Here is a 22,460-nt window from a genome sequence, read left to right on the forward strand (position 1 = left end):
GAAGACCACGTACTCCCCCACAGACGAAACGAGAGCTGAGAACGCAGGATGGCAGACCAGACCCACGTCCTGTTCGTGGAGGACGACGACGTCATCCGTGAGGCCACCCAGCTCGCCCTGGAGCGGGACGGCTTCGAGGTCACCGCGATGCCCGACGGGCTGTCGGGTCTTGAGGCGTTCCGGGCCAACCGCCCCGACATCGCGCTGCTGGACGTCATGGTGCCGGGCCTGGACGGCGTGAGCCTGTGCCGCCGGATCCGCGACGAGTCGACCGTGCCGGTGATCATGCTGTCGGCGCGGGCGGACTCGATCGACGTGGTGCTGGGCCTGGAGGCGGGCGCGGACGACTACGTGACCAAGCCGTTCGACGGTGCCGTGCTGGTCGCGCGGATCCGGGCGGTGCTGCGCAGGTTCGGACACGCGAGCGGCGGCGACAAGGCCGACGAGGCGCCGCCCGAGGTGGCCGGCGGGATGCTGACCTTCGGCGAGCTGGAGATCGACACCGAGGGCATGGAGGTGCGCCGGGCCGGGCAACCGGTGGCGCTGACGCCGACCGAGATGCGGCTGCTGCTGGAGTTCTCCTCGGCGCCGGGCACGGTGCTCTCGCGCGACAAGCTGCTGGAGCGGGTGTGGGACTACGGCTGGGGCGGGGACACGCGCGTGGTCGACGTCCATGTGCAGCGGCTGCGTACGAAGATCGGCCAGGACCGGATCGAGACGGTCCGCGGCTTCGGCTACAAGTTGAAGGCCTGAGCGGGGACGTCAGGGACATGCGGGGGATCTTCGGGAACCCAGGGACGGGCGACGACACGGGCGCCGTCACGGGCATTCGTACGGGGCTGCGCTGGAAACTCAGCGCGGCCATCGCGCTGGTCGGCGCGCTGGTGGCGATCGCGCTGAGCCTGGTCGTGCACAACGCGGCCCGGGTGTCGATGCTGGACAACGCGCGCGACCTCGCCGCCGAGCGGGTGCGGATCGCGCAGCGCAGCTACGAGCTGTCCAACCGGCTGAACTTCCCCAACGTCCGCATCGACGACCCGGATCTGCCGTCGGCGCTGCGGGAGAAGGTCGCGGAGGGCCGGCGGGCGACCTATGTGACGGACCTGGCGAACGGCGTCCCGGACATCTGGGCCGCGGTGCCGGTCAACGACGGGCATGTGCTGTCCCTGCACACCGGATTCACCGACCGCAGCACCGACATCCTCAAGGACCTCGACCAGGCCCTCGTCATCGGCTCCATCGCGGCGGTCCTCGGCGGCAGCGCCCTCGGCGTGCTGATCGGGGGGCAGTTGTCGCGCCGGCTGCGCAAGGCGGCCGCCGCGGCGAACCAGGTGGCCAGGGGCGAGACGGACGTACGGGTGCGGAACGCCATCGGCGGGGTGGTGCGGGACGAGACCGACGACCTCGCGCGCGCGGTGGACGCCATGGCGGACACGCTCCAGCAGCGGCTGGAGGCGGAGCGCCGGGTGACGGCGGACATCGCGCACGAGTTGCGTACGCCGGTGACGGGACTGCTCACGGCGGCGGAACTGCTGCCTCCGGGCCGCCCCACGGAGCTGGTCCTGGACCGCGCGAAGGCGATGCGCACGCTGGTCGAGGACGTCCTGGAGGTGGCCCGGTTGGACGGGGCCTCCGAGCGGGCCGAGTTGCAGGACATCGTGCTGGGCGAGTTCGTGGCCCGGCGGGTGGCGGCGAAGGACCGGGACATCGAGGTGCGGGTGGTGCACGAGTCGCTGGTCACCACCGATCCGCGCCGTCTGGAGCGCGTCCTGTTCAACCTGCTGGCCAACGCCGCGCGGCACGGCAAGCCGCCCATCCAGGTCACCGTCGAGGGCCGCGTCATCCGCGTCCGCGACCACGGTCCCGGCTTCCCGGCGGACCTCCTCGCCGACGGCCCCAGCCGCTTCCGCACCGGCAGCACGGACCGCGCGGGCCACGGCCACGGCCTCGGCCTGACCATTGCCGCCGGCCAAGCCCGCGTCATGGGCGCCCGCCTCACCTTCCGCAACATCCGCCCGGCCGGCGCCCCGGACCACGTCCCGTCGGAGGGCGCGGTGGCGGTGTTGTGGCTCCCGGAACACGCACCGACGAACACGGGCAGCTATCCGATGCTGCCGTAGCCCTCCGGGGGTTCGGCGGGGAGGTTGGGAGGGGGGCCACCAGGCGACGCCGCCGACCCCTCCAGGGGCTGGACCCGACGGACGAACAGCCTTCGACAACCCTGCCCCTTCCACGGCCCGCGCCCCAGGACCGGACGCCTTCGACAGCCCTCACCCCGCCCGGACTCCGCAGGACCCTGCCCGTGCCACAGCGCACACCCCACGCCCTGCCCCGCGAGGCCGGACCGGGCAGGCGGACACCGTGCGACAGCGCTCGCCCCGCCCTCCCGCGGCTCCCCGCCCCCCTCACACCCCCGCCACCACCAACTCCTCCCCCCGCGAAGGCCGCACCCCGTCCGTCCGCCCCGCGAAGTACCGCTCGGCCAGCTCCTCCGCCGACACATGCCGGGCCGTCCGGAAGCCGGCCTCGCGGGCCAGGGCAAGAATCTGCGGCGGCCGGAAGAAGGTCTGGAAGGGCGTACCGGCGGCCCGCGCGCCCTCCATCGCGACCCTGAGCTGCGGCTGCTCCTCCGGCTCCACGTCCTCGATGGGCCGCAGGAAGGTCGAGACCAGGGTCGATCCCGGGGCGAGGCCGGCGACGAGGCGGAAGGTCGTCTCGACGGCCTCCGGGGTGAGGTACATCGTGACGCCGGCGGAGGCCACCACCGCGGGCCGGTCGGGATCGAGCCCGGCCGCGAGCACCTGCCCCCACCAGTCGCCCTCGAAGTCCACCGGCACGAGCCGCAGCCCGTCCGGCACGCCGAGGCCGAGCGCCTCCAGCCGCCGCCGCTTGAAGGTCTGCGGTCCGGGCCGGTCGACCTCGAACACCCGCAGCCGGGCGGCGACTTCGGGCCGGCGCTGCGCGAACGTGTCCAGCCCCGCCCCGAGGACGACGTACTGGTCCACGCCCTCCCCCGCCCGCTCCACGACCAGGTCCTCGACGAACCGGGCCCGCGCCACGATCGACGCCCGCACCCGGCGGGTGGCCCGCTCGTCCATGTCGGGACGGTCCCGCCAGTCGTCGCCGGGATCCGCGAGGCGCAGTCCGATCTCGTCGTCCAGCACATGCGGCGGCGCGTCGGCGCGGACGTGCAGGGCCCGCCACAGGGCGGTCCGCTCAGCCGTGTGGTCGGCGCCCGCGCGTCCCTGCTCGGCGGAGTCGCTCAGCACGCCCAGTCCTTCGAGAGGTCGAGGTCACCTTCGCGGGCCTGGGTGAAGGAGAACCAGTTGCCGGAGTCGTCGCGGAACACCGCCTCGATGCCGTACGGACGCTCCTGCGGCTCCTGGAGGAACTCCACGCCCCGGTCCTTGAGCTTCTTGTAGTCCCCGTGGATGTCGTCCGTCGTCAGCGCGCCCGCGCCGAGGACCCCCTTGGCCACGAGCTTGCGGACCATCTCGGCGGACTCGGGGTCCATCGCGGGCGGGCCCGGCACCATCAGCGTGAGGTCGACGTCCGGCTGGTTCTCGGCACCGACGGTGAGCCAGCGGATGCCGCCCTCGCCCATCGTGATGTCCGACCGGACCTCAAGGCCCAGCTTCTGGGTGTAGAACTCCTTGGCCCGGTCCTGGTCGAGAACCCAGACGGTCGAGATCTTGAGTCCCTTGATCACGGTGTGCTCCTGCCGACGGTGGCTGTCTCCTGCTCCGTCACCGTAGGCAGCGGCGACGTCAGTCCGCTTCTCCAGAATTGCGCCGCTCGCCGCCGGGGCCGCTTCGGAAGCCGCCGGCCCAGAGCATGGCGTAGCACCCCGGTATGAGCGCGGCCCCACGGCCCACGTGCTTGGCGCGGTAATCGGTGGGGGTCAGCCCGGTCCACGCCTTGAACCGGGTCGAGAAGGTGCCCAGGCTGCTGAAGCCGACGACGTTGCAGATCTCGGTCACCGACAGGTTGGCGGTCCGCAGCAGATCCTCGGCCCGCTCGATACGGCGGTGCGTGAGGTACTGCCCCGGCGTCTCCCCGTACGCCTCCTTGAAGGCGCGGATGAAGTGGTACCGCGAATACCCGGCATGCGCGGCCACCGCGACCAGGTCCAACTCCGCGTCGGCCCAGTCTCGGTCCATCGCGTCCTTGGCCAGCCGCAGCTGCCGCATTTTGTCCATACGGCGATGGTGGCACGCAGCACTGACAAACAGGCCTCGCTCGATTCAGCCCGTCCGGCGTTTGACGACGAGGCCCTTCAGACCGAAGGGGAGCCCGCGGGCGCAGCCCCCGGCAACGGAGCCGCACCCGAACACGAAGAAGGCCCCCCGGGGCGGACACCAACCGGGGGACCTTCGGCTCACTGTGACTGTCAGACGGCCTCGACGAGCGGCGCGGTGGCCGCCCCTTCCTCGCCGGGCTTAGGCGCAGCCGGCCCCGCTCCGCGGAGCGCGACCTCCTTGACGAACACCGCCGCCACCAGCGCGGCCACGGCCACGATCGCACCCAGCAGGAACGCCGAGTGGACGCCCGAGGAGACCGCGTGCTGGTAGGCCTCCCGCGCGGCCGCCGGCAGCTTCGCCAGGCTCGCCGCGTCCAGCTGCGCCGACTGCTCGGTGACCTTGGAGCCCAGCGCGCCGGCCCGCTCGGACATGACGTCCTGGACCCGGTTGTTGAACAGGGCGCCCATGATCGCGACACCGAAGGAGGAGCCGAGCGTACGGAACAGGGTGGTCGAGGAGGACGCGACACCCATGTCCTTCATCTCGACGCTGTTCTGCGCGACCAGCATGGTGATCTGCATCAGGCAGCCCATGCCGAGACCGACGACGGCCATGAACACACCGGACGTGAAGCGCGTGGTGTCGGTGTCCATCGTGGACAGCAGGTACAGCCCGATCACCATCAGGATGCTGCCGGCGACCGGGAACACCTTGTACTTGCCGGTGTTCGTGGTCACGCGCCCCGCCACCATCGAGGTGACCAGCATCGCGCCGAGCATCGGCAGGAGCAGCAGCCCGGAGTTGGTCGCGGACGCGCCCTGCACGGACTGCTGGTACAGCGGCAGGAAGAGCGTCGCGCCGAACATCACGAAGCCGGTGATGAAGCCGATGATCGACATCAGGGTGAAGTTGCGGTTGCGGAAGATGTGCAGCGGCACGACCGGCTCGGCGGCCTTGGTCTGCCAGTACACGAACCCGACCAGCGAGACCACGCCGATCCCGATGAGCTCCATGATCCGCGCGGAGGACCAGGCGTACTCGGAGCCGCCCCAGGTGGTGACGAGGACGGTGGAGGTGATGCCGACGGTCAGCAGGATGACACCGAGGTAGTCGATGCCCGCCTTGGACCGCTTCTTCGGCAGGTGCAGCACGACGCTGATCAGGCCGAGCGCGAACACGCCGAGCGGCAGGTTGATGTAGAAGGACCAGCGCCAGCCCCAGTTGTCGGTGATGGTGCCGCCGACCAGCGGGCCGCCGATCATCGCGAGCGCCATGACGCCGGCCATCATGCCCTGGTACTTGCCGCGCTCCCGCGGCGGGATCAGGTCGCCGATGATCGCCATGACGCCGACCATCAGACCGCCCGCGCCCAGGCCCTGGATCGCCCGGAAGCCGATCAGCTCGCCCATGTTCTGGGCCATTCCGCTGAGCGCGGAGCCGATCAGGAAGATCACGATCGAGGTCATGAAGGTGGCCTTGCGGCCGTACATGTCGCCGAGCTTGCCCCAGACCGGGGTCGAGGCGGCGGTCGCGAGCGTGTACGCCGTCACCACCCAGGACAGATGCTCCAGACCGCCGAGCTCGCCCACGATGGTCGGCATCGCGGTGCCGACGATCATGTTGTCGAGCATGGCCAGCATCATGGTGATCATGAGCGCCAGCAGAACGACCCGTACGCTCCGCGGCTGTTTGCCCGTGTCCACGTCCACCGTCTGTGTGTCCGCCATTGTCGTCACTCCCCTGTACTTCCCTGTACATCCCCCCGGCCGGCTACTTACTTGCCGCCCGGCTAGTTGACTACACTGGGGAAGGTAGACCCGTAACTAGCCGGGCGTCAAGTAAGTTTTCTAGTCGGTCGGCAAGTAAGTTTTCAGGGAACCCCGATGAGCGCGAGGATGGTTGGCACCATGGACGGCACCAAGCAGCAGCGCCGCGGCAACACCCGCCAGCGCATCCAGGACGTCGCGCTCGACCTTTTCGCGCAGCAGGGGTACGAGAAGACCTCGCTCCGCGAGATCGCCGAGAGTCTCGACGTCACCAAGGCGGCCCTGTACTACCACTTCAAGACCAAGGAAGAGATCCTCGTCAGCATCTTCGACGATCTGACGCAGCCGATCCTCGACCTGACCGAGTGGGGCAAGCAGCAGCCGCACACGCTGGAGACGAAGCAGGAGATCGTACGGCGTTACAGCGAGATCCTGGCAGGCGCGGCACCGCTGTTCCGCTTCATGCAGGAGAACCAGGCGGCCGTCCGCGAACTGCGCGTCGGCGAGACCTTCAAGGACCGTATGCAGGGCCTGCGCGAGATCATCGTGGACCCGGACGCGGCCCTGGTCGACCAGATCCGCAGCGTCAGCGCGATCTTCACCCTGCACGCCGGGATGTTCTTCATCCAGGACCTGGACGCCACCCCCGAGGAGAAGCGCAAGGCCGTCCTGGAGGTCGCGACGGACATGGTGACCCAGGCCCATCAGCGCACGAAGGCCACCTGAGCACCGTCCTAGACGGTCAGACCCTTGGCGCGCAGGAACGCGACGGGGTCGATCGCCGAGCCGTAGTTCGCGGTCGTACGGATCTCGAAGTGCAGGTGCGGGCCACTGGAGTTACCGGTGTTGCCGGACCGGGCGATGTGCTGGCCGGTGGCGACGACCTGGCCGACCTTGACGTCGATCCGGGACAGGTGGGCGTACTGCGAGTACGTCCCGTTGGCGTGCTTGACGACGACGGCGTTGCCGTACGCGGGTCCGTCGCCGGCACCGTTCGAACCGGCCTTGACGACCGTGCCGCCGTGCGCGGCGCGGACGTCGGTGCCGCTGGAGACGGCGAAGTCCTGGCCGCTGTGCGTGGACTGCCACATGCCGCCGGCCTGCGCGAAGGTCGCGGAGAGCGTGTAGCTCTTCACCGGCGAGACCCAGGAGACGGCCTTCTTGGCGGCGGCCTTCTTCACCGCGGCCTTCTTGGCGGCCGCCTTCTTCGCGGCGGTCGCCTTGGCGCTCGCGGCGGCCTTCGCGGCCTTCGCCTGCGCGGCGGCCTGGGCCTGGACACCGCTCGCGGCGGCCGTGGTGCTCACCGCGGAGGTGGCATCGGCGGCGACCGCGACCCCGGCCCCCAGCACGACCGACACACCGAAACCGGCGGTCAGTACGGCCGCGCGGGTGCGGAGCTTGGACGTACGGGCAGAGCGGGACGAGACGCGCGAAGACATCGAGACCTCATGGGGACGGGGACAGAAAAACCACCCGGCACACGGACAGCCGCCGGATGGACCATCCCTTGGTAACCCCGACCCCCGCGGACCCCAAAACCCAAGATCTACGACGGAAGCTAGTACTTCACCCCAAAACTTCCCCCTCCTTGACACAACCCCCATCGGGAATGAATCCACCCACGACGGACGAACTCGCCTTGGGGTTCCAGGATAAAAGTCCTTTTTGCCCACATCGGGCCATCTACTACCCAAGGCAGTAACGGACAAATCCCCTGTGCGGCATGTCACCGGCCCGCAGGATCAGGGCCCTTCGGAATGTGACGGGGACTACGCTTCTGTCCCATCGACGAGGCTCAGGGGGAGGCCGAGTGGATCCGACGGTCATCGGCACCAGGCTCGCGTCCAGCCTGATCGGCCCGCTGGTGAAGAAGCTCTTCGCAAGAGAGGGACCGGGCGCCGACCTGGTCGACAAGCCCGTACGCCTGTCGGCGCTGGTGTCCTTCCGGGGTGAGCGCCGCTCCCTCGGCGAGCGGGAGCTGCGCAAGCTGGTCCGGGAGCTGGTGGACCGCGCGGCGCGCGAGACCCGGGAGGCGCCGCTGGACGCGGCGGAACTGGCGGCGGTGGCGGACGCCCTGCGCCGCACCCTCCTCGCCCTCGGCGACCTGGACCTCGACGACATGCAGGCCGTACGCCTGGGCTACGAGGCACTGGCCGACCGCCTGTTCGCCGAGGCGGGCGGCGACGACCTGCTGCGCCTGCTCAGCTACGACTCGACCTTCCTCTACTTCCACCTCCTCAACAGCGCCTGCCTGCACATCCTGCACTTCTTCACCCAGCGCTCCGCCTTCGTCGCCCGCACCCTCGTCGAGCAGAGCCGCCGCCTGGACGAGCTGATCCGGCTCACCGACGTCCTGGTCGAGCGCCTGACCTCGCGCACCGCGCAGGACGCGGTCTTCGAGCAGCAGTACGCCCGCTACATCGCCACGCGACACAGCCACCTCACCATCTACGGCATCGATCTCGACGAGTGCCGGGAGTGGCCGCTGGACACCGCGTACCTGAGCCTGGTGGCGACGCGGGAGGCGGAGCCCTTCGCGGCTGCGGGCGACCCGCTCGACCCGGCGGGCCCGGAACGCCGCCTGCCGGCCGCGCCGCAGCCGGTCGAGCGGGCGCTGGCCGGCCACGAACGCGTGCTGCTGCGCGGGGTCGCCGGTTCCGGCAAGACGACGCTCGTGCAGTGGCTCGCGGTCACGACGGCCCGCCAGGAGGAACTCACCGGTCAACTGGCGCACTTGATGGGCCGCATACCGTTCGTACTCCCCCTGCGGACCCTGACCCGTGCCGGTGCCCACCTGCCCGTCCCCGGTGACTTCCTGAAGGCGGTGAGCTGCCCGCTGGCCGGCTCCCAGCCACCGGGTTGGGCGGACCGTGTGCTCACCGCAGGCCGCGGCCTGCTCCTGATCGACGGCATCGACGAGGTCCCGGAACAGGAACGCGCCCGCACCCGCCGCTGGCTGGCCGACCTGCTCGCCGCCTTCCCGGGCAACCTCTGGCTGGTCACCTCTCGCCCGTCCGCCGTCCGCGACGACTGGCTGGCCGGCGACGGCTTCACCGAGCTGACGCTCTCCCCCATGAGCCGCGAGAACGTCACGGTCTTCGTACGCCGCTGGCACGAGGCGGCGGAGGCGGAGCCGTCCCTGGCCGAGGCCCTGCTGAACGCCGTACGCACCAAACAGGACCTGGGCCGCCTCGCCACCAACCCCCTGATGTGCGCCCTGATCTGCGCCCTGCACCGCGAACGCCGGGGCTTCCTCCCGCGCGGCCGCAAGGCCCTCTACGACGCCGCCCTCTCCATGCTCCTCGAACGCCGGGACCGCGAACGCGACCTCGCCGTCGAGCTGGACGAGGAGTCCCAGATCGAGCTCCTGCAACGACTGGCGTACTGGCTCATCCGCAACGGCCGCGCGGAGATGTCCCGTTCGGACGCGGTGCACCAACTGGACCGGCTCCTGCCGTCCATGCCGTACGTCGCCGCGCAGGGCTCGGCCGAGGAGATCCTCCGCCACCTCCTGGTCCGCTCCGGCCTGCTGCGCGAACCGGCCGTCGACGCCGTGGACTTCGTGCACCGCACCTTCCAGGACTACCTGGGCGCCCGCGCGGCCGTCGAGGAACGCGACTTCGACGCCCTGATCGCCCACGCGCATCTGGACCAGTGGGAGGACGTGCTGCGCATGGCGGTCGCCCATGCCCGGCCGGACGAACGGGCGCGGTTGCTCACCGGGTTGATGGAGCGGGGCGACCTGGAGGAGCAGTACCGGGCCCGGTTGCATCTGCTGGCGATGGCCTGTCTGGAGCATGCGGCGAAGTTGGAGCCCGGAGTGCGGGAGGAAGTGGAGCGGCGGGCAGGGGAGTTGATTCCGCCGCGTCATCCGGACGTTGTGCAGAAACTCGTCGACATCGGCCCTCTCGCGCTGGAACTGCTTCCCGGTCCGGAGAACGTGGACGATGACGAGGCCGCGGCCGGGGTCGTCCATACAGCGGGCCTGATCGGTGGCGACGCCGCCCTGCTCTACCTGACGCGATACCGGAACCACAGGGCCACGATCGTCCAGGAATATCTCAGCTTCCACTGGGACAAGTTCGACACCGAGACCTACGGGGACGAGATCGTTCGGCACCTGCTGAGCTCGCCGACCGCCACCCTCTACCTCCGTACCCCCGAACAGCTGGCAGCGCTGCGGCGCATGGGAGGTTACAACCGGGTCGATCTGGTGGGGGACTTCGGCCGGGACCTGATCAGGGAATGCTTCGACGAGACGCGGCTCGAAACCCTGTCGTTAGCCGACAACTCGATCAGCGACCTCACGTTCCTGACCCCCTATCAGGAACTGAGGCTGCTCTACCTGCAGAGTTGCGCGAACCTGATATCTCTCGCCCCGCTGAAGCAACTGCCCCTGGAATCACTGGGGCTGATGAACCTGCCAGGCATCCAGGACCTGGACGTGCTGTACGAGCTGAACCTACTCAGCACGCTGAGGCTCGGCCCGGCGGAAGTCACCGGCCTCGCGTCCACCGGGATCCGCCTGGAGAACCTCCGCCACGTCTCCCTGACAGGCGACGCATCGCCCGCGCAACTCCGGTCAGTGGTAACGGCATTCCCTCGGATGGTGTCCTTGCGGGTGCTCTCCGGCACCCAACTCGACCTGACCCCCCTGGCAGCTCACCAGCACCTCCGCCGCGTAACCACTCCCCCCGACTGCCGCCTCCTCAACGCCGACCGCCTCCCGAACTCCATCCAACTCAACCCCGAGCCGTGAGAGCCCATGGAACCGGTGACCATCGGCGTCAAACTCGCCTCCTCCGCGGTCGTCCCCCTCATCAAGAAACTCTTCGCCCCCCAGCCCCCCGGCGCCGCGCTCGTCGACAGACCCCTGCGCATATCCGGCCTGGTCTCCTTCAAGGGCGAGCAGCGCACGCTCGACGAAGCGTCCCTGCGCAAGCTCTCCGCCGCCCTGGTCCACCAGGCCCTGAGGACCGACGAACCCCCCATCGCCCCCGACGAAGAGCAGGCCGTCGTCCACGCCCTGACCGACACCCTGCACGCCCTGGGCGACATCACCATGACGGATGTCCAGGCGGTCGAGCTGGGGCATGAGTTCCTCGCCGCCAACCTCCGTACGGCCGCCGGGAATCCGGACCGGGACCTGTCGCTGGACGCGAGCCTGTTCTACGTGCGGCTCCTCCACACGGCCTGCCTGCACACCCTCCAATTCTTCACGCAGCGCTCGTCGTTCGTGGCCCGCACGCTCGTCGAACAGACCCGCCGGCAGAGCGAACTCATCGCGAAGGTCGACGAGTTGATCGCCCGCACCCCACGGCCCGGAGACACCGACTCCGCCTTCGAGCACCGCTACCTCGCCTACGTCGCGACCCGGCACAGCCACCTCACCATCTACGGCATCGACCTGGTCGACTCCCCCGACCGCTGGCCCCTGGACGCCGCCTATCTCAGCCTCCAGGCCCTCGCCCCCGCTGAGGACGACGGCGCGACCGAGGCGGACGGCCTGCACATCGCCGCCGCGGCCACCCCCGTTCCCGCCGACCAGGCCCTGGCCGACCACGCCCTGGTCCTGCTCCGCGGGGTGGCGGGCTCCGGCAAGACGACCCTCGTGCAGTGGCTCGCGGTGACGGCTGCCAGGGGCGAGCGCGGCGACCGCGTCCCCTTCGTGCTCCCGCTGCGCACCCTCGTCCGCCGCCCCGACGGCCTGCCGGACCCCGGGGCCTTCCTGGACGCCGCACGCGTCCCCTTCCACATCACGCAGCCGCCCGGCTGGGCGGACCGCGTCCTGGCCGCTCGCCGCGGGCTGCTGCTGGTCGACGGCATAGACGAGATCCCGGAATCCGAACGCGCCCGCACCCGCCGCTGGCTGCGTGAGCTGCTTGAGGTCTATCCCGGCAACCAGTGGCTGGTCACCTCACGGCCCTCCGCCGTACGGGAGGAGTGGCTCGCCCCCGACGGCTTCACCGAACTCGAGCTCACCCCCATGAGCCGCGACGACATCACCGCCTTCGTCGCACGCTGGCACAACGCGGCCCGCGCCCAGTCCCCCGACTCCGACCCGGACCGCCTCGACGGCTACGAACGCTCACTCCTCGACGCCGTCCAGACCAAGCCCGACCTCGGCCGTCTCGCCACCAACCCTCTGATGTGCGGCCTGATCTGCGCCCTGCACCGCGACCGCCGCGGCTATCTCCCGCACGGCAGGCAGGAGTTGTACGAGGCGGCTCTGTCCATGCTGCTGGCGCGGCGGGACGCGGAACGCGACATGGTCCCGCAGGCCGACCGCTCCACCGGTATCCACCTCACCGAACTGCCCCAGATCCAGCTCCTCCAGCGCCTGGCCTACTGGTTGATCCGCAACAACCAGTCCGAGCTGGACCGAGACCGCGCCGAGCGCATCGTCGCCGACGTCCTGCCCTCCCTCCCGGCCGCCGCACCCCAGGGCGACGCCGCCGACCTCCTGCGCCATCTCCTCGTCCGCAGCGGCCTGCTCCGCGAACCCTCCGTCGGCACCGTCGAGTTCGTCCACCGCACGTTCCAGGACTATCTCGGCGCGAAGGCGGCGGTCGAGGACGGCGACTTCGGCCTCCTCGTCCGCAACGCCGCCGACGAGCAGTGGGCGGATGTGATCCGGATGGCGGTGGCACATGCACGGCCACGCGAACGAGCAGCACTGTTACGGGACTTGATCGACTCCGCCCGGCATCTCGACGGCCCCGCGGGCACCCGCGTACGCCTTCTCGCCCTTGCCTCCCTGGAACACGCCACCCAGCTCGACCCGGCCGTCCGGGCCACCGTCGAACGGAGCGCGGCCATCCTCATCCCGCCCCGGACCACGGAGGAGGCCCGCACCCTCTGCCTGGCCGGCCCACTCGCCCTGGAACTCCTGCCGGGTCCGGAAGGCCTGACCGACGCGGAGGCCCGGGCGGTCGTCGTCACCGCGTCACTCATGGGAACGGAAGCGGCGCTGCCGGTGCTGGCCCGGTACCGCTCGCACCCAGCACGGGAAGTGCGCGCCCAGCTCACGTGGACCTGGCACCGGTTCCCGGCCCGGCGCTACGCCGAGCAGGTCGTGTCCCAGCTGCGCGAGGACGGTCTCTTCTTCACCGCGCACTCGGAGGAACACCTGCGCATCCTGGGTGAGATGGGCGGCAGGGCGCGTCTGCAACTGGTCGGTGACATCGACCCGTCCGCGCTCGATCCCGACAAGGTGACCGGGCTCGCCATCCGTGAGAGCACAGGGTTGCGAGACCTGAACCGCCTCGCGCCCCTGCACCGGCTCACTTCTCTGGACATCAGCAGGTGTCCGGAGGTGGACGACCTCACTCCGCTGGCCCGCCTCCCCCTGTCCAAGCTGTCACTGGACCTCATGCCCGGCCTGGAGCGGCCGGGTGCCCTGTCCGCGATCTCCCGCTCGACCACACTGACCGAACTCGACATCGGACAGGCCCTGTTGGCGGACTCTCTCGACGAAGCCCTCCGCCCGGACGCGCCCCTGTCCTACCTGCGCTTCGGCAGAAACGCGCTCGTGCACACCGGCCTACGCGGCCTCCACCGCTTCCGCTCGCTGACCGAACTGAGCCTGGCGACGGACCTCACCACGCAGCTCTCCCCCGAGGACCGCGAGGAGATCACCCGCCTGCCCGCCCTGCGGAAACTGCGCTTCAACTGGCAGGTGTTCGGTTGGAGCGGCCCTCCGCTGCCCGGCATCACCGGCCTGCGCTTCAACAACTTCACCGGCACCGAGGACGTGTCGAGCATCCCGACCCTGTTCCCCAACCTCCGGGCCATGTTGATCGTCCTCGCCCCGGACACCTTCGAAGTGCCCGCGAACGTCCTCGCCCAGTTCCCCGTCAGCCCGACGGTCACCAAGCTGTACAGCGTTGTGTGACGCACGCCCCTAGCAAACTACCGTCCAGTAACCCTACGGTTCCCCTCACGCCACCCGCGCCCCTCACCATGCACCAGACAACGGCATACGGACGTGAAGAGGACCCCCATGACACAAGGACGCCCCTGGACGCGCCGCCTGGCCGTCACCGCCGTCTCCGCCTCGGCCCTCGTGGCGCTGGCGGCCCCCGCGAACGCGGCGACGACCACCACGAGCACCGCAGCCGCCGCCGAGGACGTCGGCTACGCGACCTGGCAGACGGACTGCCAGGCGGTCATGGACCAGGCCCTGCCCTACCTGAAGCAGCGCATCGCCGCCGCGAAGCCGGGTGAGAAGCAGGCGATCGTCTTCGACATCGACAACACCACTCTGGAGACCGACTTCGGCTTCAGCTGGCCGCAGCCGGCCAACAAGCCCGTCCTGGACGTCGCGGAGTACGCCCAGGAGCACGGCGTCTCGCTGTTCTTCGTCACGGCCCGCCCGGGCCTCATCTACCTGCCCACCGAGTACAACCTCGAACACGACGGCTACGAGGTCTCCGGCCTCTATGTCCGCGGTCTCCTCGACCTCTTCAAGGAAGTCGCCGCCTACAAGACCGCCCAGCGCGTCGACATCGAGAACAAGGGCTACACGATCATCGCGAACGTCGGCAACAGCGCCACCGACCTCTCGGGCGGCCACGCCGAGAAGACGTACAAACTCCCGGACTACGACGGCCAGTTGTCCTGACTTACACCCCGGACCCCGAGTTGGGCTGATCGACGGGCACGTCCCCGGTGGGGCCGGTACTTTCGGGTACCGGCCCCACCGCATCGACCGGGCCGAGGGGGATTCCATGAGCGCCACAGACCCGCCGCGCGTCGAACTCGCGGACGCCGTGCAGACCATCCGGGACGAGCTGCTCACCGCGGCGCGGCGCTCGACGGGGCAGGACGTCGTCTTCGAAGTGGGCGACATCCAGATGGAGTTCACCGTCGAGTTCCGCAAGGAGAACAAGGCCCACGCGAAGGTGCTGGCCTGGGTCGTCGACGCGGGCGCGGACACCATGCGCGCCAACACCCGTACGCACAAGGTGTCTTTCACTCTGAAGGCTCGGGACTCCCGAACGGGCGCGCCCTTGAAGGTCCGCAACGAGACGGAGGGCAGCGTCGAAGCGTTCGGCCGTGGTGCGCCCACGACGCCGTGAAGCTGCGTTCGGCCGTCGAGCGGTCCGTGGTGCCAGGGAGCCGTTCCTCGCCCTAGCGAGCCCGAGCGGGCCCCGGCAGGCAAGAAGGGGCCGGCGCCCAAAGGCACCGGCCCCTCACTCGGCGAATCCCCGAAGGGTTACGCCTCCTTGCTCAGATTCGGCCCAGCCCCACCGGCCGCCTGCTCGATCGGCGGAACGTCCGGCAGTGCCGACTTCTCCTCACCGCGGAAGGTGAAGATCTTGGCCTCTCCCTCGCCCTCGGTGTCCACGACCACGATGTGACCGGGGCGCAGCTCGCCGAAGAGGATCTTCTCGGAGAGCGTGTCCTCGATCTCGCGCTGGATGGTGCGACGCAGCGGACGCGCACCCAGCACCTGGTCGTAACCCTTGGTCGACAGCAGTTCCTTGGCGGACTGGGAGAGCTCGATGCCCATGTCCCGGTCCTTGAGGCGCTCGTCCACCTTGGCCACCATCAGGTCGACGATCGCGAGGATGTCGGCCTGGGTCAGCTGCGGGAAGACGACGACGTCGTCGACGCGGTTGAGGAACTCGGGACGGAAGTGCTGCTTGAGCTCGTCCGAGACCTTGTTCTTCATGCGCTCGTAGTTGGACTTCGTGTCACCCGTGGCCGCGAAGCCCAGGTTGAAGCCCTTGGAGATGTCCCGGGTGCCGAGGTTGGTCGTCATGATGATGACCGTGTTCTTGAAGTCCACGACCCGGCCCTGGGAGTCGGTCAGACGACCGTCCTCCAGGATCTGCAGCAGCGAGTTGAAGATGTCCGGGTGGGCCTTCTCGACCTCGTCGAAGAGAACCACCGAGAACGGCTTGCGCCGCACCTTCTCCGTCAGCTGGCCGCCCTCTTCGTAGCCCACGTAACCGGGGGGCGAACCGAAGAGCCGCGACACCGTGTGCTTCTCGCTGAACTCCGACATGTCGAGGGAGATCAGCGCGTCCTCGTCACCGAAGAGGAACTCCGCCAGCGCCTTGGACAGCTCGGTCTTACCGACACCGGACGGGCCGGCGAAGATGAACGAACCACCGGGACGCTTCGGGTCCTTCAGACCGGCACGCGTACGACGGATCGCCTTCGAGAGCGCCTTGACGGCGTCCTTCTGGCCGATGACCCGCTTGTGGAGCTCGTCCTCCATGCGCAGCAGACGCGAGGACTCCTCCTCGGTCAGCTTGAAGACCGGAATGCCGGTGGCGGTCGCGAGGACCTCGGCGATCAGCTCGCCGTCGACCTCGGCGACGACGTCCATGTCGCCGGCCTTCCACTCCTTCTCCCGCTTGGCCTTGGCGGCCAGGAGCTGCTTCTCCTTGTCGCGGAGGGAGGCGGCCTTCTCGAAGTCCTGCGAGTCGATCGCGGACTCCTTGTCGCGGCGCACGCCCGCGATCTTCTCGTCGAACTCGCGCAGGTCCGGCGGCGCGGTCATCCGGCGGATGCGCATCCGGGAGCCGGCCTCGTCGATCAGGTCGATCGCCTTGTCCGGCAGGAAGCGGTCCGAGATGTACCGGTCGGCCAGGGTGGCGGCCTGGACCAGCGCCTCGTCCGTGATGGAGACGCGGTGGTGAGCCTCGTACCGGTCACGCAGACCCTTGAGGATCTCGATCGTGTGCGGCAGCGAGGGCTCGGCGACCTGGATGGGCTGGAAGCGGCGCTCAAGAGCGGCGTCCTTCTCCAGGTGCTTGCGGTACTCGTCCAGCGTGGTGGCGCCGATGGTCTGCAGCTCACCGCGGGCCAGCATCGGCTTCAGGATCGAAGCCGCGTCGATGGCGCCCTCGGCGGCACCCGCACCGACCAGCGTGTGCAGCTCGTCGATGAACAGGATGATGTCGCCGCGGGTGCGGATCTCCTTGAGCACCTTCTTCAGGCGCTCCTCGAAGTCACCGCGGTAGCGGGAGCCGGCGACCAGCGCGCCGAGGTCGAGGGTGTAGAGGTGCTTGTCCTTGAGGGTCTCGGGCACCTCGCCCTTGACGATGGCCTGGGCGAGCCCCTCGACGACGGCGGTCTTGCCGACGCCGGGCTCACCGATCAGGACCGGGTTGTTCTTCGTACGGCGGGACAGCACCTGCATGACCCGCTCGATCTCCTTCTCGCGCCCGATGACCGGGTCGAGCTTGGACTCACGAGCGGCCTGGGTGAGGTTCCGGCCGAACTGGTCGAGGACCAGGGACGTCGAGGGGGTGCCCTCGGCAGGCCCGCCGCTTGCGCCGGCGGTCTCCTTGCCCTGGTAGCCGGAGAGCAGCTGGATGACCTGCTGCCGCACCCGGTTGAGGTCGGCGCCCAGCTTGACCAGGACCTGGGCGGCTACGCCCTCGCCCTCACGGATCAGGCCGAGCAGGATGTGCTCCGTGCCGATGTAGTTGTGTCCCAGCTGAAGGGCCTCGCGGAGCGACAGCTCCAGGACCTTCTTGGCACGGGGGGTGAAGGGGATGTGCCCGGACGGGGCCTGCTGGCCCTGACCGATGATCTCCTCCACCTGCTGGCGGACCGCCTCGAGCGAAATCCCGAGGCTCTCAAGGGCCTTGGCGGCGACACCCTCACCCTCGTGGATCAGGCCCAGGAGGATGTGCTCGGTGCCGATGTAGTTGTGGTTGAGCATCCGGGCTTCTTCCTGAGCCAGGACGACAACCCGCCGCGCGCGGTCGGTGAACCTCTCGAACATCGTTAATCGCTCCTCAGAGCGGTCAGGCAGTGGGGGGAACTTCCCCTCCCTGTCCTTCCGCAGCTTAGTCCCGCAAGCGGGGACCGCTCATTCCAACTGCCGACACCGGACCGAGAACCAGCACTGCCTCCTGACCCCGAACGCCGACATCTGCTCCAACCCGATGGTGCGAGACGATGTTCCCGCAGGCCAGGCAGTTACCCCCACCATCAGTACGCCGATGGCGAACGTGAGACGCCCCGTCCTGCGTGTCGCCCCCTCTCACTAGGGATGTCTTACCCGTGCGGACGGACACTCCATGCCGCGCGCACCGGTTCCCTCCGCTATGGGCGAACAACCTTGCACCTCGCCGCACCCCCGCACGCCCCCTTTTTCGACACTCTGCGCATTTATCGGAACACCCAGCGTAACTCGCGGCCTCTTCCGGCGGTTGCGCTTGTCATGGTTGGCAGCGACCCCTCGCTCACCGCGGCCCGCACGACGGTCCCGCCCCCGCGCCGCCCACTGGATCAGGTCAATCCCGACGATCCACGCAATCCAGGCGACCGGCTCCGCCGATGGTACGAGGACGAGCTGGGCTGGGCGACGGTGCCCCCGGAGCCCACCGACCCCATGCCCCTCGCCGACCCCATGGATCCCGGACGCCCCGCCCGCCCGGACTCTCCGCTACGACTGCGCGTGGGCGAGCGTTTCGACGTCCTGGACGTGCCGGCCGAGGCGGGCCGGGCGGCGCTGCGGCATCTCGTGCCGGGTTCTCCGGTGGCCCTCCAGGGCGATCGGATGCGGCTGCTGGTGGCCGCGGGCGGCGCGGAGGAGCTGCCGGGGCTGCTGGACTGGCTGGAGTGGCGCGCGCTGGCGCTCGATCTGACCGTGATCGGCGAGGGCGGTCGGATGGACGCGCCGCTGCTGCCCGAGCGGGTTCCGGTCCGCGCGGACGCCCTGCAGGGGGCCGCCGTGTGGTTGCGGCCCCCCGAGCCGGGGTGCGAGGTCGAGGCCTCGCTGCCGACACTGTCGGCCATGGGGAGCCTTGGGGGCGCCCCCGATCTCGTACGACTGGTGGACACGGTGGCAACGCAATGTCACCGTCTGCGGCTGGGGCGCGCGTGCGCACGGCCGCCGTCCTTTCCCTAGGCCCGCGTGCGGGCTTTCGGGACGGTAATGCCTGTGATCAGGCGTTGGCCTTCTCGTAGGCCTCACGGATGGACGCGGGAACGCGGCCACGATCGTTGACCTCGAAGCCGTTCTCCTTCGCCCACGCGCGGATCTGTGCGGTGTCCTGGCTGCCGCCCGTTGCGGCACGCGCCTTTCCACGCCCGCCCGAAGCGCGGCCTCCGGTACGCCGACCGCCCTTCACGTAAGGGTCGAGAAGGCCGCGAAGCTTGTCCGCATTGGCAGTCGTGAGATCGATCTCGTACGTCTTGCCGTCCAGCGCGAACGTGACGGTCTCGTCCGCCTCGCCACCGTCGAGGTCGTCGACAAGAAGGACCTGAACCTTCTGTGCCACCGGATTTCCTTTCATCCATAACTTGAGGGCCTGGGGTCTGCGGCGTCCGCCGTTTCGCCGTCCCTTGTTATATGCAGTACTGCAGTACGTCGGAAAGCAAACCGCTTTTGCTGGAAAAACACAAACCCCCGGGAGAGACCGACCGACCCGGCCCGGTCCGGAAACATGCGCGTTTCGGACATAGGGAACCTGGGCAGGGGTCGCGCGGAATACAGCCTGGTGATCGGCGATCACAGATCCTCACAGATGCAGAAGCATCCGACTGTTGCCCAAGGTGTTCGGTTTCACTCGTTCGAGTCCGAGGAACTCGGCGACACCCTCGTCATAGGAACGCATCAGCTCCGCGTAGACATCGGCGTCGACCGGCGTCTCACCGATCTCGACGAAGCCGTGCTTGCCGAAGAAGTCCACTTCGAAGGTCAGGCAGAAAACGCGACGAACGCCGAGCCAGCGCGCGGTCTCCAGCAACTTCTCCAGCAACTGATGCCCGACACCGGCACCCTTCAGGCCGCCCTTCACCGCGAGAGTGCGAACTTCCGCGAGGTCTTCCCACATCACGTGCAGTGCCCCGCAGCCGACCACCTCGGCGTTGTCATCACGTTCGGCGACCCAGAACTCCTGGATGTCCTCGTAAAGCGTCACCGTCGCTTTGTCGAGCAGGATGCGGTCACGGACGTACGCGTCAAGGAGACGGCGCACGGCCGGGACATCGCTGGTACGGGCCCGCCGGACGGTGATGGCTTTAGCGCTGACTTCGGGGCCTTCGGGGCTCACTGCTGACATGAGCGGACGCTATCGCCCGCCGTCACCCGGCGCCGCGCCGGGGTTCGCATCTTCCTGTTCCCGGGTTTCCGGTCCCTGGACCATGCGTACGGCGTCCCGCAGAGCATGTCGCTGTTCGTCGCTCATCATGCCGAAGAACGCGACGAGAGCGGCGGCGGGGTTGTCACTCTGCGCCCACGCGTCGTTCATCAGGGCAGCGGCGTACGCGGCACGTGTGGAGACCGCCTCATATCGATAGGCCCGGCCTTCGGCCTCACGGCGCACCCAACCCTTCTGATGGAGATTGTCCAAAACGGTCATCACCGTGGTGTACGCGATGGACCGTTCCTGCTGAAGGTCTTCCAGGACTTCTCGAACGGTCACCGGGCGGTTCCACTTCCACACCCGCGTCATGACCGAGTCTTCGAGTTCTCCCAATGGGCGAGGCACAGCTCGCACAATAGTGGGAGATCACCGCATTGGCGTGCCGGACGTGCACTTCACCGGCAAACGGCAACAAAAAGGGCGTACGACTCCGAAAACAAGCGAGTCGTACGCCGATGAGGGCGCCCTTGGGGGAACCGCTCAGCCGTCGCCCTTGGCGGAGGCCTGCTGGGCCCCCTCCACGCGCGCGAGGACGGCGTCCACGGCCGCGTCCTCCTTGGCCTTGTTGGCCCCGCCCTGGGTCTTCACGATCACCCTGATCACGCCGATGAAGAACACGGCCATGACGACCGGGGGCACGAGCGCGGAGACGTAGTCCATGCCTCCAGGGTAGCCACGGGGCGTGCGGAGGCCGGGCGGGGGGTGGGCTCAGCCCGCCGCGAGTTCCCGGGGCGGTGTCGCCGTGGTCGGCGGGGTCGGTTTGCGGCGCGGGAAGACCTCGCCCGGGGTGGGGATGGGCCGGTTCGGCTTCGGGGCCGCCGGGGCGGGCGCCGGCTTGGGAGCGGCCGGCTTCTCCGCGGGCCGCTTCTCGGGCCGCCTCGCGGGATCCCCGTCCGCCGCCTCACTGACGGCACCCGCGCCCGAGAGACCGCCGGGCAGGGCCGTGAGGCGCGTTCGGGAGACGGGGACGACCGGAGCGACCGCACGGGCCGTACGGCGCGCCAGACGCGCGCGTACGTCCTGTTCCGCGAGCCTCTGGCAGCGGTCCAGGAGCGCGGCGGCGACCGGATTGCCGCGCAGGGCACGCAGTGCCGCGAGGTCGTCGGGCTCCGGGCGGTACCCGGATCCCAGCGCCTCCTCCAGAAGCGCGAGATATCCGGCGACGGTACCGGGGAGCGCGGCGCGATAGCGGGCCAGGTCGGCCACCAGGAAGGCGCGCAGCCGAGCCCCCTCGCGCAATGCCTCGTCGAGGGACTCGGCTAGGCGGAGGCAGTCCTTGACGTCCTCGGCCGAAGCGGGGCTGGGGCGAAGGGCGAGAGCGAGAGCGCGTCGGAGCACACGCAGCTCCTCCACACCGAACGCCATGCCGCCGCGGGATCCGTATGGCGTGGGCATGCGCCGAAGGTACGCGCTAATCAGACAAACTCGACATAGGGGGACGGTGTGGCGCGAGGGAGCCACCCGGTTGATCCGCCTGCTCGGAACCGCGTGCACGAGACGCCCCGCGCGCGTGAGGCGCCGCCGTCGGCGTCACATCCGGGAGACGTTCCGCTCGTAGACCAACCGCAGTCCCACCAGCGTCAGCCACGGCTCGTGTTCGTCGATCACCGAGGCCTCGCCCAGGACCATCGGGGCCAGGCCGCCGGTGGCGATCACTGTGACGTCGTCGGGGTCCTCGGCGAGTTCGCGGGCCATGCGGGTGACGACGCCGTCGACCTGGCCGGCGAAGCCGTAGATGATGCCGGACTGCATCGCCTCGACGGTGTTCTTGCCGATCACGCTGCGCGGGCGGGCCACCTCGATCTTGCGGAGTTGGGCGCCGCGCACGCCCAGCGCCTCCACGGAGATCTCGATGCCGGGGGCGATGACGCCGCCGACGTACTCCCCGCGCGCGCTGACCGCGTCGAACGTCGTCGCCGTGCCGAAGTCGACGACGATCGCCGGGCCGCCGTAGAGCTCGACCGCGGCGACCGAGTTGATGATCCGGTCCGCGCCGACCTCCTTGGGGTTGTCGGTGAGGATCGGGACGCCCGTCTTCACGCCCGGCTCGACGAGCACCGCGGGCACGTCGCCGTAGTAGCGCCGGGTCACCTCGCGCAGCTCGTGCAGGACGGAGGGGACGGTCGCGCAGATGGCGATGCCGTCGATACCGTCGCCGAGCTCGTCGCCGAGCAGCGGGTGCATGCCCATCAGGCCCTGGAGGAGGACCGCCAGTTCGTCGGCCGTGCGGCGTGCGTCCGTGGAGATCCGCCAGTGCTCGACGATGTCGTCACCGTCGAACAGGCCGAGGACCGTGTGCGTGTTCCCTACGTCGATGGTCAGCAGCATGGCCGGTT

At 69.4% G+C, this 22,460-nt stretch carries 20 protein-coding genes; 8 read left to right on the top strand and 12 right to left on the bottom strand.

All coding sequences use genetic code 11. The features are described 5' to 3' along the window. Positions 1-48 precede the first annotated feature (48 nt). A complete protein-coding gene (cseB, locus tag M2283_RS09035) occupies positions 49-753 on the top strand; it encodes a two-component system response regulator CseB (RefSeq protein WP_280875607.1) in 705 nt (234 codons plus the stop codon). A 17-nt stretch (positions 754-770) separates the two neighbouring features. Further along, positions 771-2,120, top strand: coding sequence for a two-component system sensor histidine kinase CseC (gene cseC, locus M2283_RS09040; protein WP_280875608.1), 1,350 nt, complete (start codon positions 771-773; stop codon positions 2,118-2,120). 285 nt (positions 2,121-2,405) lie between these two features. Here cseC and M2283_RS09045 read toward each other — a convergent pair whose 3' ends face one another. The 4 genes from M2283_RS09045 to M2283_RS09060 form a co-directional block, all read right to left on the bottom strand. Then, the gene (locus M2283_RS09045; protein WP_432423060.1) at positions 2,406-3,266 is read right to left on the bottom strand and encodes a class I SAM-dependent methyltransferase; all 861 of its coding nucleotides are present in this window, start codon (positions 3,264-3,266) and stop codon (positions 2,406-2,408) included. After that, a complete protein-coding gene (locus M2283_RS09050; protein ID WP_280875610.1) occupies positions 3,263-3,709 on the bottom strand; it encodes a VOC family protein in 447 nt (148 codons plus the stop codon). The genes M2283_RS09045 and M2283_RS09050 overlap by 4 nt, the downstream gene beginning before the upstream one ends. A 58-nt stretch (positions 3,710-3,767) precedes the next feature. Further along, positions 3,768-4,190, bottom strand: coding sequence for a helix-turn-helix transcriptional regulator (locus M2283_RS09055; RefSeq protein WP_280876235.1), 423 nt, complete (start codon positions 4,188-4,190; stop codon positions 3,768-3,770). 200 nt (positions 4,191-4,390) lie between these two features. Next, positions 4,391-5,968 (bottom strand): MDR family MFS transporter, encoded by a 1,578-nt coding sequence (locus M2283_RS09060; protein ID WP_280875611.1) that lies wholly within the window; start codon positions 5,966-5,968, stop codon positions 4,391-4,393. A gap of 168 nt (positions 5,969-6,136) precedes the next feature. Between M2283_RS09060 and M2283_RS09065 the strand changes: the two genes are divergently transcribed. After that, on the top strand, positions 6,137-6,733 hold the full coding sequence (locus tag M2283_RS09065) for a TetR/AcrR family transcriptional regulator (RefSeq protein ID WP_280876236.1): 597 nt from the start codon (positions 6,137-6,139) through the stop codon (positions 6,731-6,733). Positions 6,734-6,741: 8 nt separating this feature from the next. On the opposite strand, the gene M2283_RS09070 is transcribed toward M2283_RS09065, so the two are convergent. After that, positions 6,742-7,446 carry a M23 family metallopeptidase gene (locus tag M2283_RS09070; protein WP_280875612.1) on the bottom strand — a complete coding sequence of 235 codons (705 nt, stop codon included), beginning with the start codon at positions 7,444-7,446 and terminating at the stop codon, positions 6,742-6,744. Between the two features lie 371 nt (positions 7,447-7,817). Between M2283_RS09070 and M2283_RS09075 the strand changes: the two genes are divergently transcribed. The 4 genes from M2283_RS09075 (at position 7,818) to M2283_RS09090 (ending at position 15,087) form a co-directional block, all read left to right on the top strand. Then, positions 7,818-10,766: an NACHT domain-containing protein gene (locus tag M2283_RS09075; protein ID WP_280875613.1), complete on the top strand. Its 2,949-nt coding sequence runs from the start codon at positions 7,818-7,820 to the stop codon at positions 10,764-10,766. Between the two features lie 6 nt (positions 10,767-10,772). After that, the gene (locus tag M2283_RS09080; RefSeq protein ID WP_280875614.1) at positions 10,773-13,901 is read left to right on the top strand and encodes an NACHT domain-containing protein; all 3,129 of its coding nucleotides are present in this window, start codon (positions 10,773-10,775) and stop codon (positions 13,899-13,901) included. A 108-nt stretch (positions 13,902-14,009) separates the two neighbouring features. Further along, on the top strand, positions 14,010-14,630 hold the full coding sequence (locus M2283_RS09085) for an HAD family acid phosphatase (RefSeq protein WP_280875615.1): 621 nt from the start codon (positions 14,010-14,012) through the stop codon (positions 14,628-14,630). 106 nt (positions 14,631-14,736) lie between these two features. Beyond that, positions 14,737-15,087 (top strand): trypco2 family protein, encoded by a 351-nt coding sequence (locus tag M2283_RS09090; protein ID WP_280875616.1) that lies wholly within the window; start codon positions 14,737-14,739, stop codon positions 15,085-15,087. A gap of 137 nt (positions 15,088-15,224) precedes the next feature. On the opposite strand, the gene M2283_RS09095 is transcribed toward M2283_RS09090, so the two are convergent. Then, positions 15,225-17,753 carry an ATP-dependent Clp protease ATP-binding subunit gene (locus M2283_RS09095; RefSeq protein ID WP_280875617.1) on the bottom strand — a complete coding sequence of 843 codons (2,529 nt, stop codon included), beginning with the start codon at positions 17,751-17,753 and terminating at the stop codon, positions 15,225-15,227. A gap of 441 nt (positions 17,754-18,194) precedes the next feature. Between M2283_RS09095 and M2283_RS09100 the strand changes: the two genes are divergently transcribed. Next, complete coding sequence (locus M2283_RS09100; protein WP_280875618.1) at positions 18,195-18,884, top strand: SCO3374 family protein; 690 nt, start codon at positions 18,195-18,197, stop codon at positions 18,882-18,884. Positions 18,885-18,921: 37 nt separating this feature from the next. Here M2283_RS09100 and M2283_RS09105 read toward each other — a convergent pair whose 3' ends face one another. The 6 genes from M2283_RS09105 to M2283_RS09130 all read right to left on the bottom strand — a co-directional run bounded on the left by M2283_RS09105 (position 18,922) and on the right by M2283_RS09130 (position 22,452). Continuing rightward, positions 18,922-19,257: a histone-like nucleoid-structuring protein Lsr2 gene (locus M2283_RS09105; RefSeq protein WP_123998589.1), complete on the bottom strand. Its 336-nt coding sequence runs from the start codon at positions 19,255-19,257 to the stop codon at positions 18,922-18,924. Positions 19,258-19,497: 240 nt separating this feature from the next. After that, positions 19,498-20,040: an amino-acid N-acetyltransferase gene (locus M2283_RS09110; RefSeq protein WP_280875619.1), complete on the bottom strand. Its 543-nt coding sequence runs from the start codon at positions 20,038-20,040 to the stop codon at positions 19,498-19,500. A 9-nt stretch (positions 20,041-20,049) separates the two neighbouring features. After that, positions 20,050-20,457 carry a BlaI/MecI/CopY family transcriptional regulator gene (locus tag M2283_RS09115; protein ID WP_280876237.1) on the bottom strand — a complete coding sequence of 136 codons (408 nt, stop codon included), beginning with the start codon at positions 20,455-20,457 and terminating at the stop codon, positions 20,050-20,052. Between the two features lie 147 nt (positions 20,458-20,604). Further along, positions 20,605-20,784 carry a hypothetical protein gene (locus M2283_RS09120; protein ID WP_280875620.1) on the bottom strand — a complete coding sequence of 60 codons (180 nt, stop codon included), beginning with the start codon at positions 20,782-20,784 and terminating at the stop codon, positions 20,605-20,607. Between the two features lie 48 nt (positions 20,785-20,832). After that, on the bottom strand, positions 20,833-21,489 hold the full coding sequence (locus M2283_RS09125) for a hypothetical protein (RefSeq protein WP_280876238.1): 657 nt from the start codon (positions 21,487-21,489) through the stop codon (positions 20,833-20,835). Between the two features lie 165 nt (positions 21,490-21,654). After that, positions 21,655-22,452 (bottom strand): type III pantothenate kinase, encoded by a 798-nt coding sequence (locus M2283_RS09130; RefSeq protein ID WP_280875621.1) that lies wholly within the window; start codon positions 22,450-22,452, stop codon positions 21,655-21,657. Positions 22,453-22,460: the final 8 nt, after the last annotated feature.

It is taken from the genome of Streptomyces pseudovenezuelae (genome assembly GCF_029892565.1).
Classification (GTDB): Bacteria; Actinomycetota; Actinomycetes; order Streptomycetales; family Streptomycetaceae; genus Streptomyces; species Streptomyces pseudovenezuelae_A.

Coding starts and splice junctions, on each gene's coding strand:
- M2283_RS09060 (WP_280875611.1), bottom strand. CDS start 5,968: ATGGCGGACACACAGACGGTGGACGTGGACACGGGCAAACAGCCGCGG.
- M2283_RS09065 (WP_280876236.1), top strand. CDS start 6,137: ATGGTTGGCACCATGGACGGCACCAAGCAGCAGCGCCGCGGCAACACC.
- M2283_RS09080 (WP_280875614.1), top strand. CDS start 10,773: ATGGAACCGGTGACCATCGGCGTCAAACTCGCCTCCTCCGCGGTCGTC.
- M2283_RS09095 (WP_280875617.1), bottom strand. CDS start 17,753: ATGTTCGAGAGGTTCACCGACCGCGCGCGGCGGGTTGTCGTCCTGGCT.
- M2283_RS09130 (WP_280875621.1), bottom strand. CDS start 22,452: ATGCTGCTGACCATCGACGTAGGGAACACGCACACGGTCCTCGGCCTG.
- M2283_RS09055 (WP_280876235.1), bottom strand. CDS start 4,190: ATGCGGCAGCTGCGGCTGGCCAAGGACGCGATGGACCGAGACTGGGCC.
- M2283_RS09100 (WP_280875618.1), top strand. CDS start 18,195: ATGGTTGGCAGCGACCCCTCGCTCACCGCGGCCCGCACGACGGTCCCG.
- cseC (WP_280875608.1), top strand. CDS start 771: ATGCGGGGGATCTTCGGGAACCCAGGGACGGGCGACGACACGGGCGCC.
- M2283_RS09090 (WP_280875616.1), top strand. CDS start 14,737: ATGAGCGCCACAGACCCGCCGCGCGTCGAACTCGCGGACGCCGTGCAG.
- cseB (WP_280875607.1), top strand. CDS start 49: ATGGCAGACCAGACCCACGTCCTGTTCGTGGAGGACGACGACGTCATC.
- M2283_RS09125 (WP_280876238.1), bottom strand. CDS start 21,489: ATGGCGTTCGGTGTGGAGGAGCTGCGTGTGCTCCGACGCGCTCTCGCT.
- M2283_RS09110 (WP_280875619.1), bottom strand. CDS start 20,040: ATGTCAGCAGTGAGCCCCGAAGGCCCCGAAGTCAGCGCTAAAGCCATC.
- M2283_RS09085 (WP_280875615.1), top strand. CDS start 14,010: ATGACACAAGGACGCCCCTGGACGCGCCGCCTGGCCGTCACCGCCGTC.
- M2283_RS09120 (WP_280875620.1), bottom strand. CDS start 20,784: ATGGACTACGTCTCCGCGCTCGTGCCCCCGGTCGTCATGGCCGTGTTC.
- M2283_RS09070 (WP_280875612.1), bottom strand. CDS start 7,446: ATGTCTTCGCGCGTCTCGTCCCGCTCTGCCCGTACGTCCAAGCTCCGC.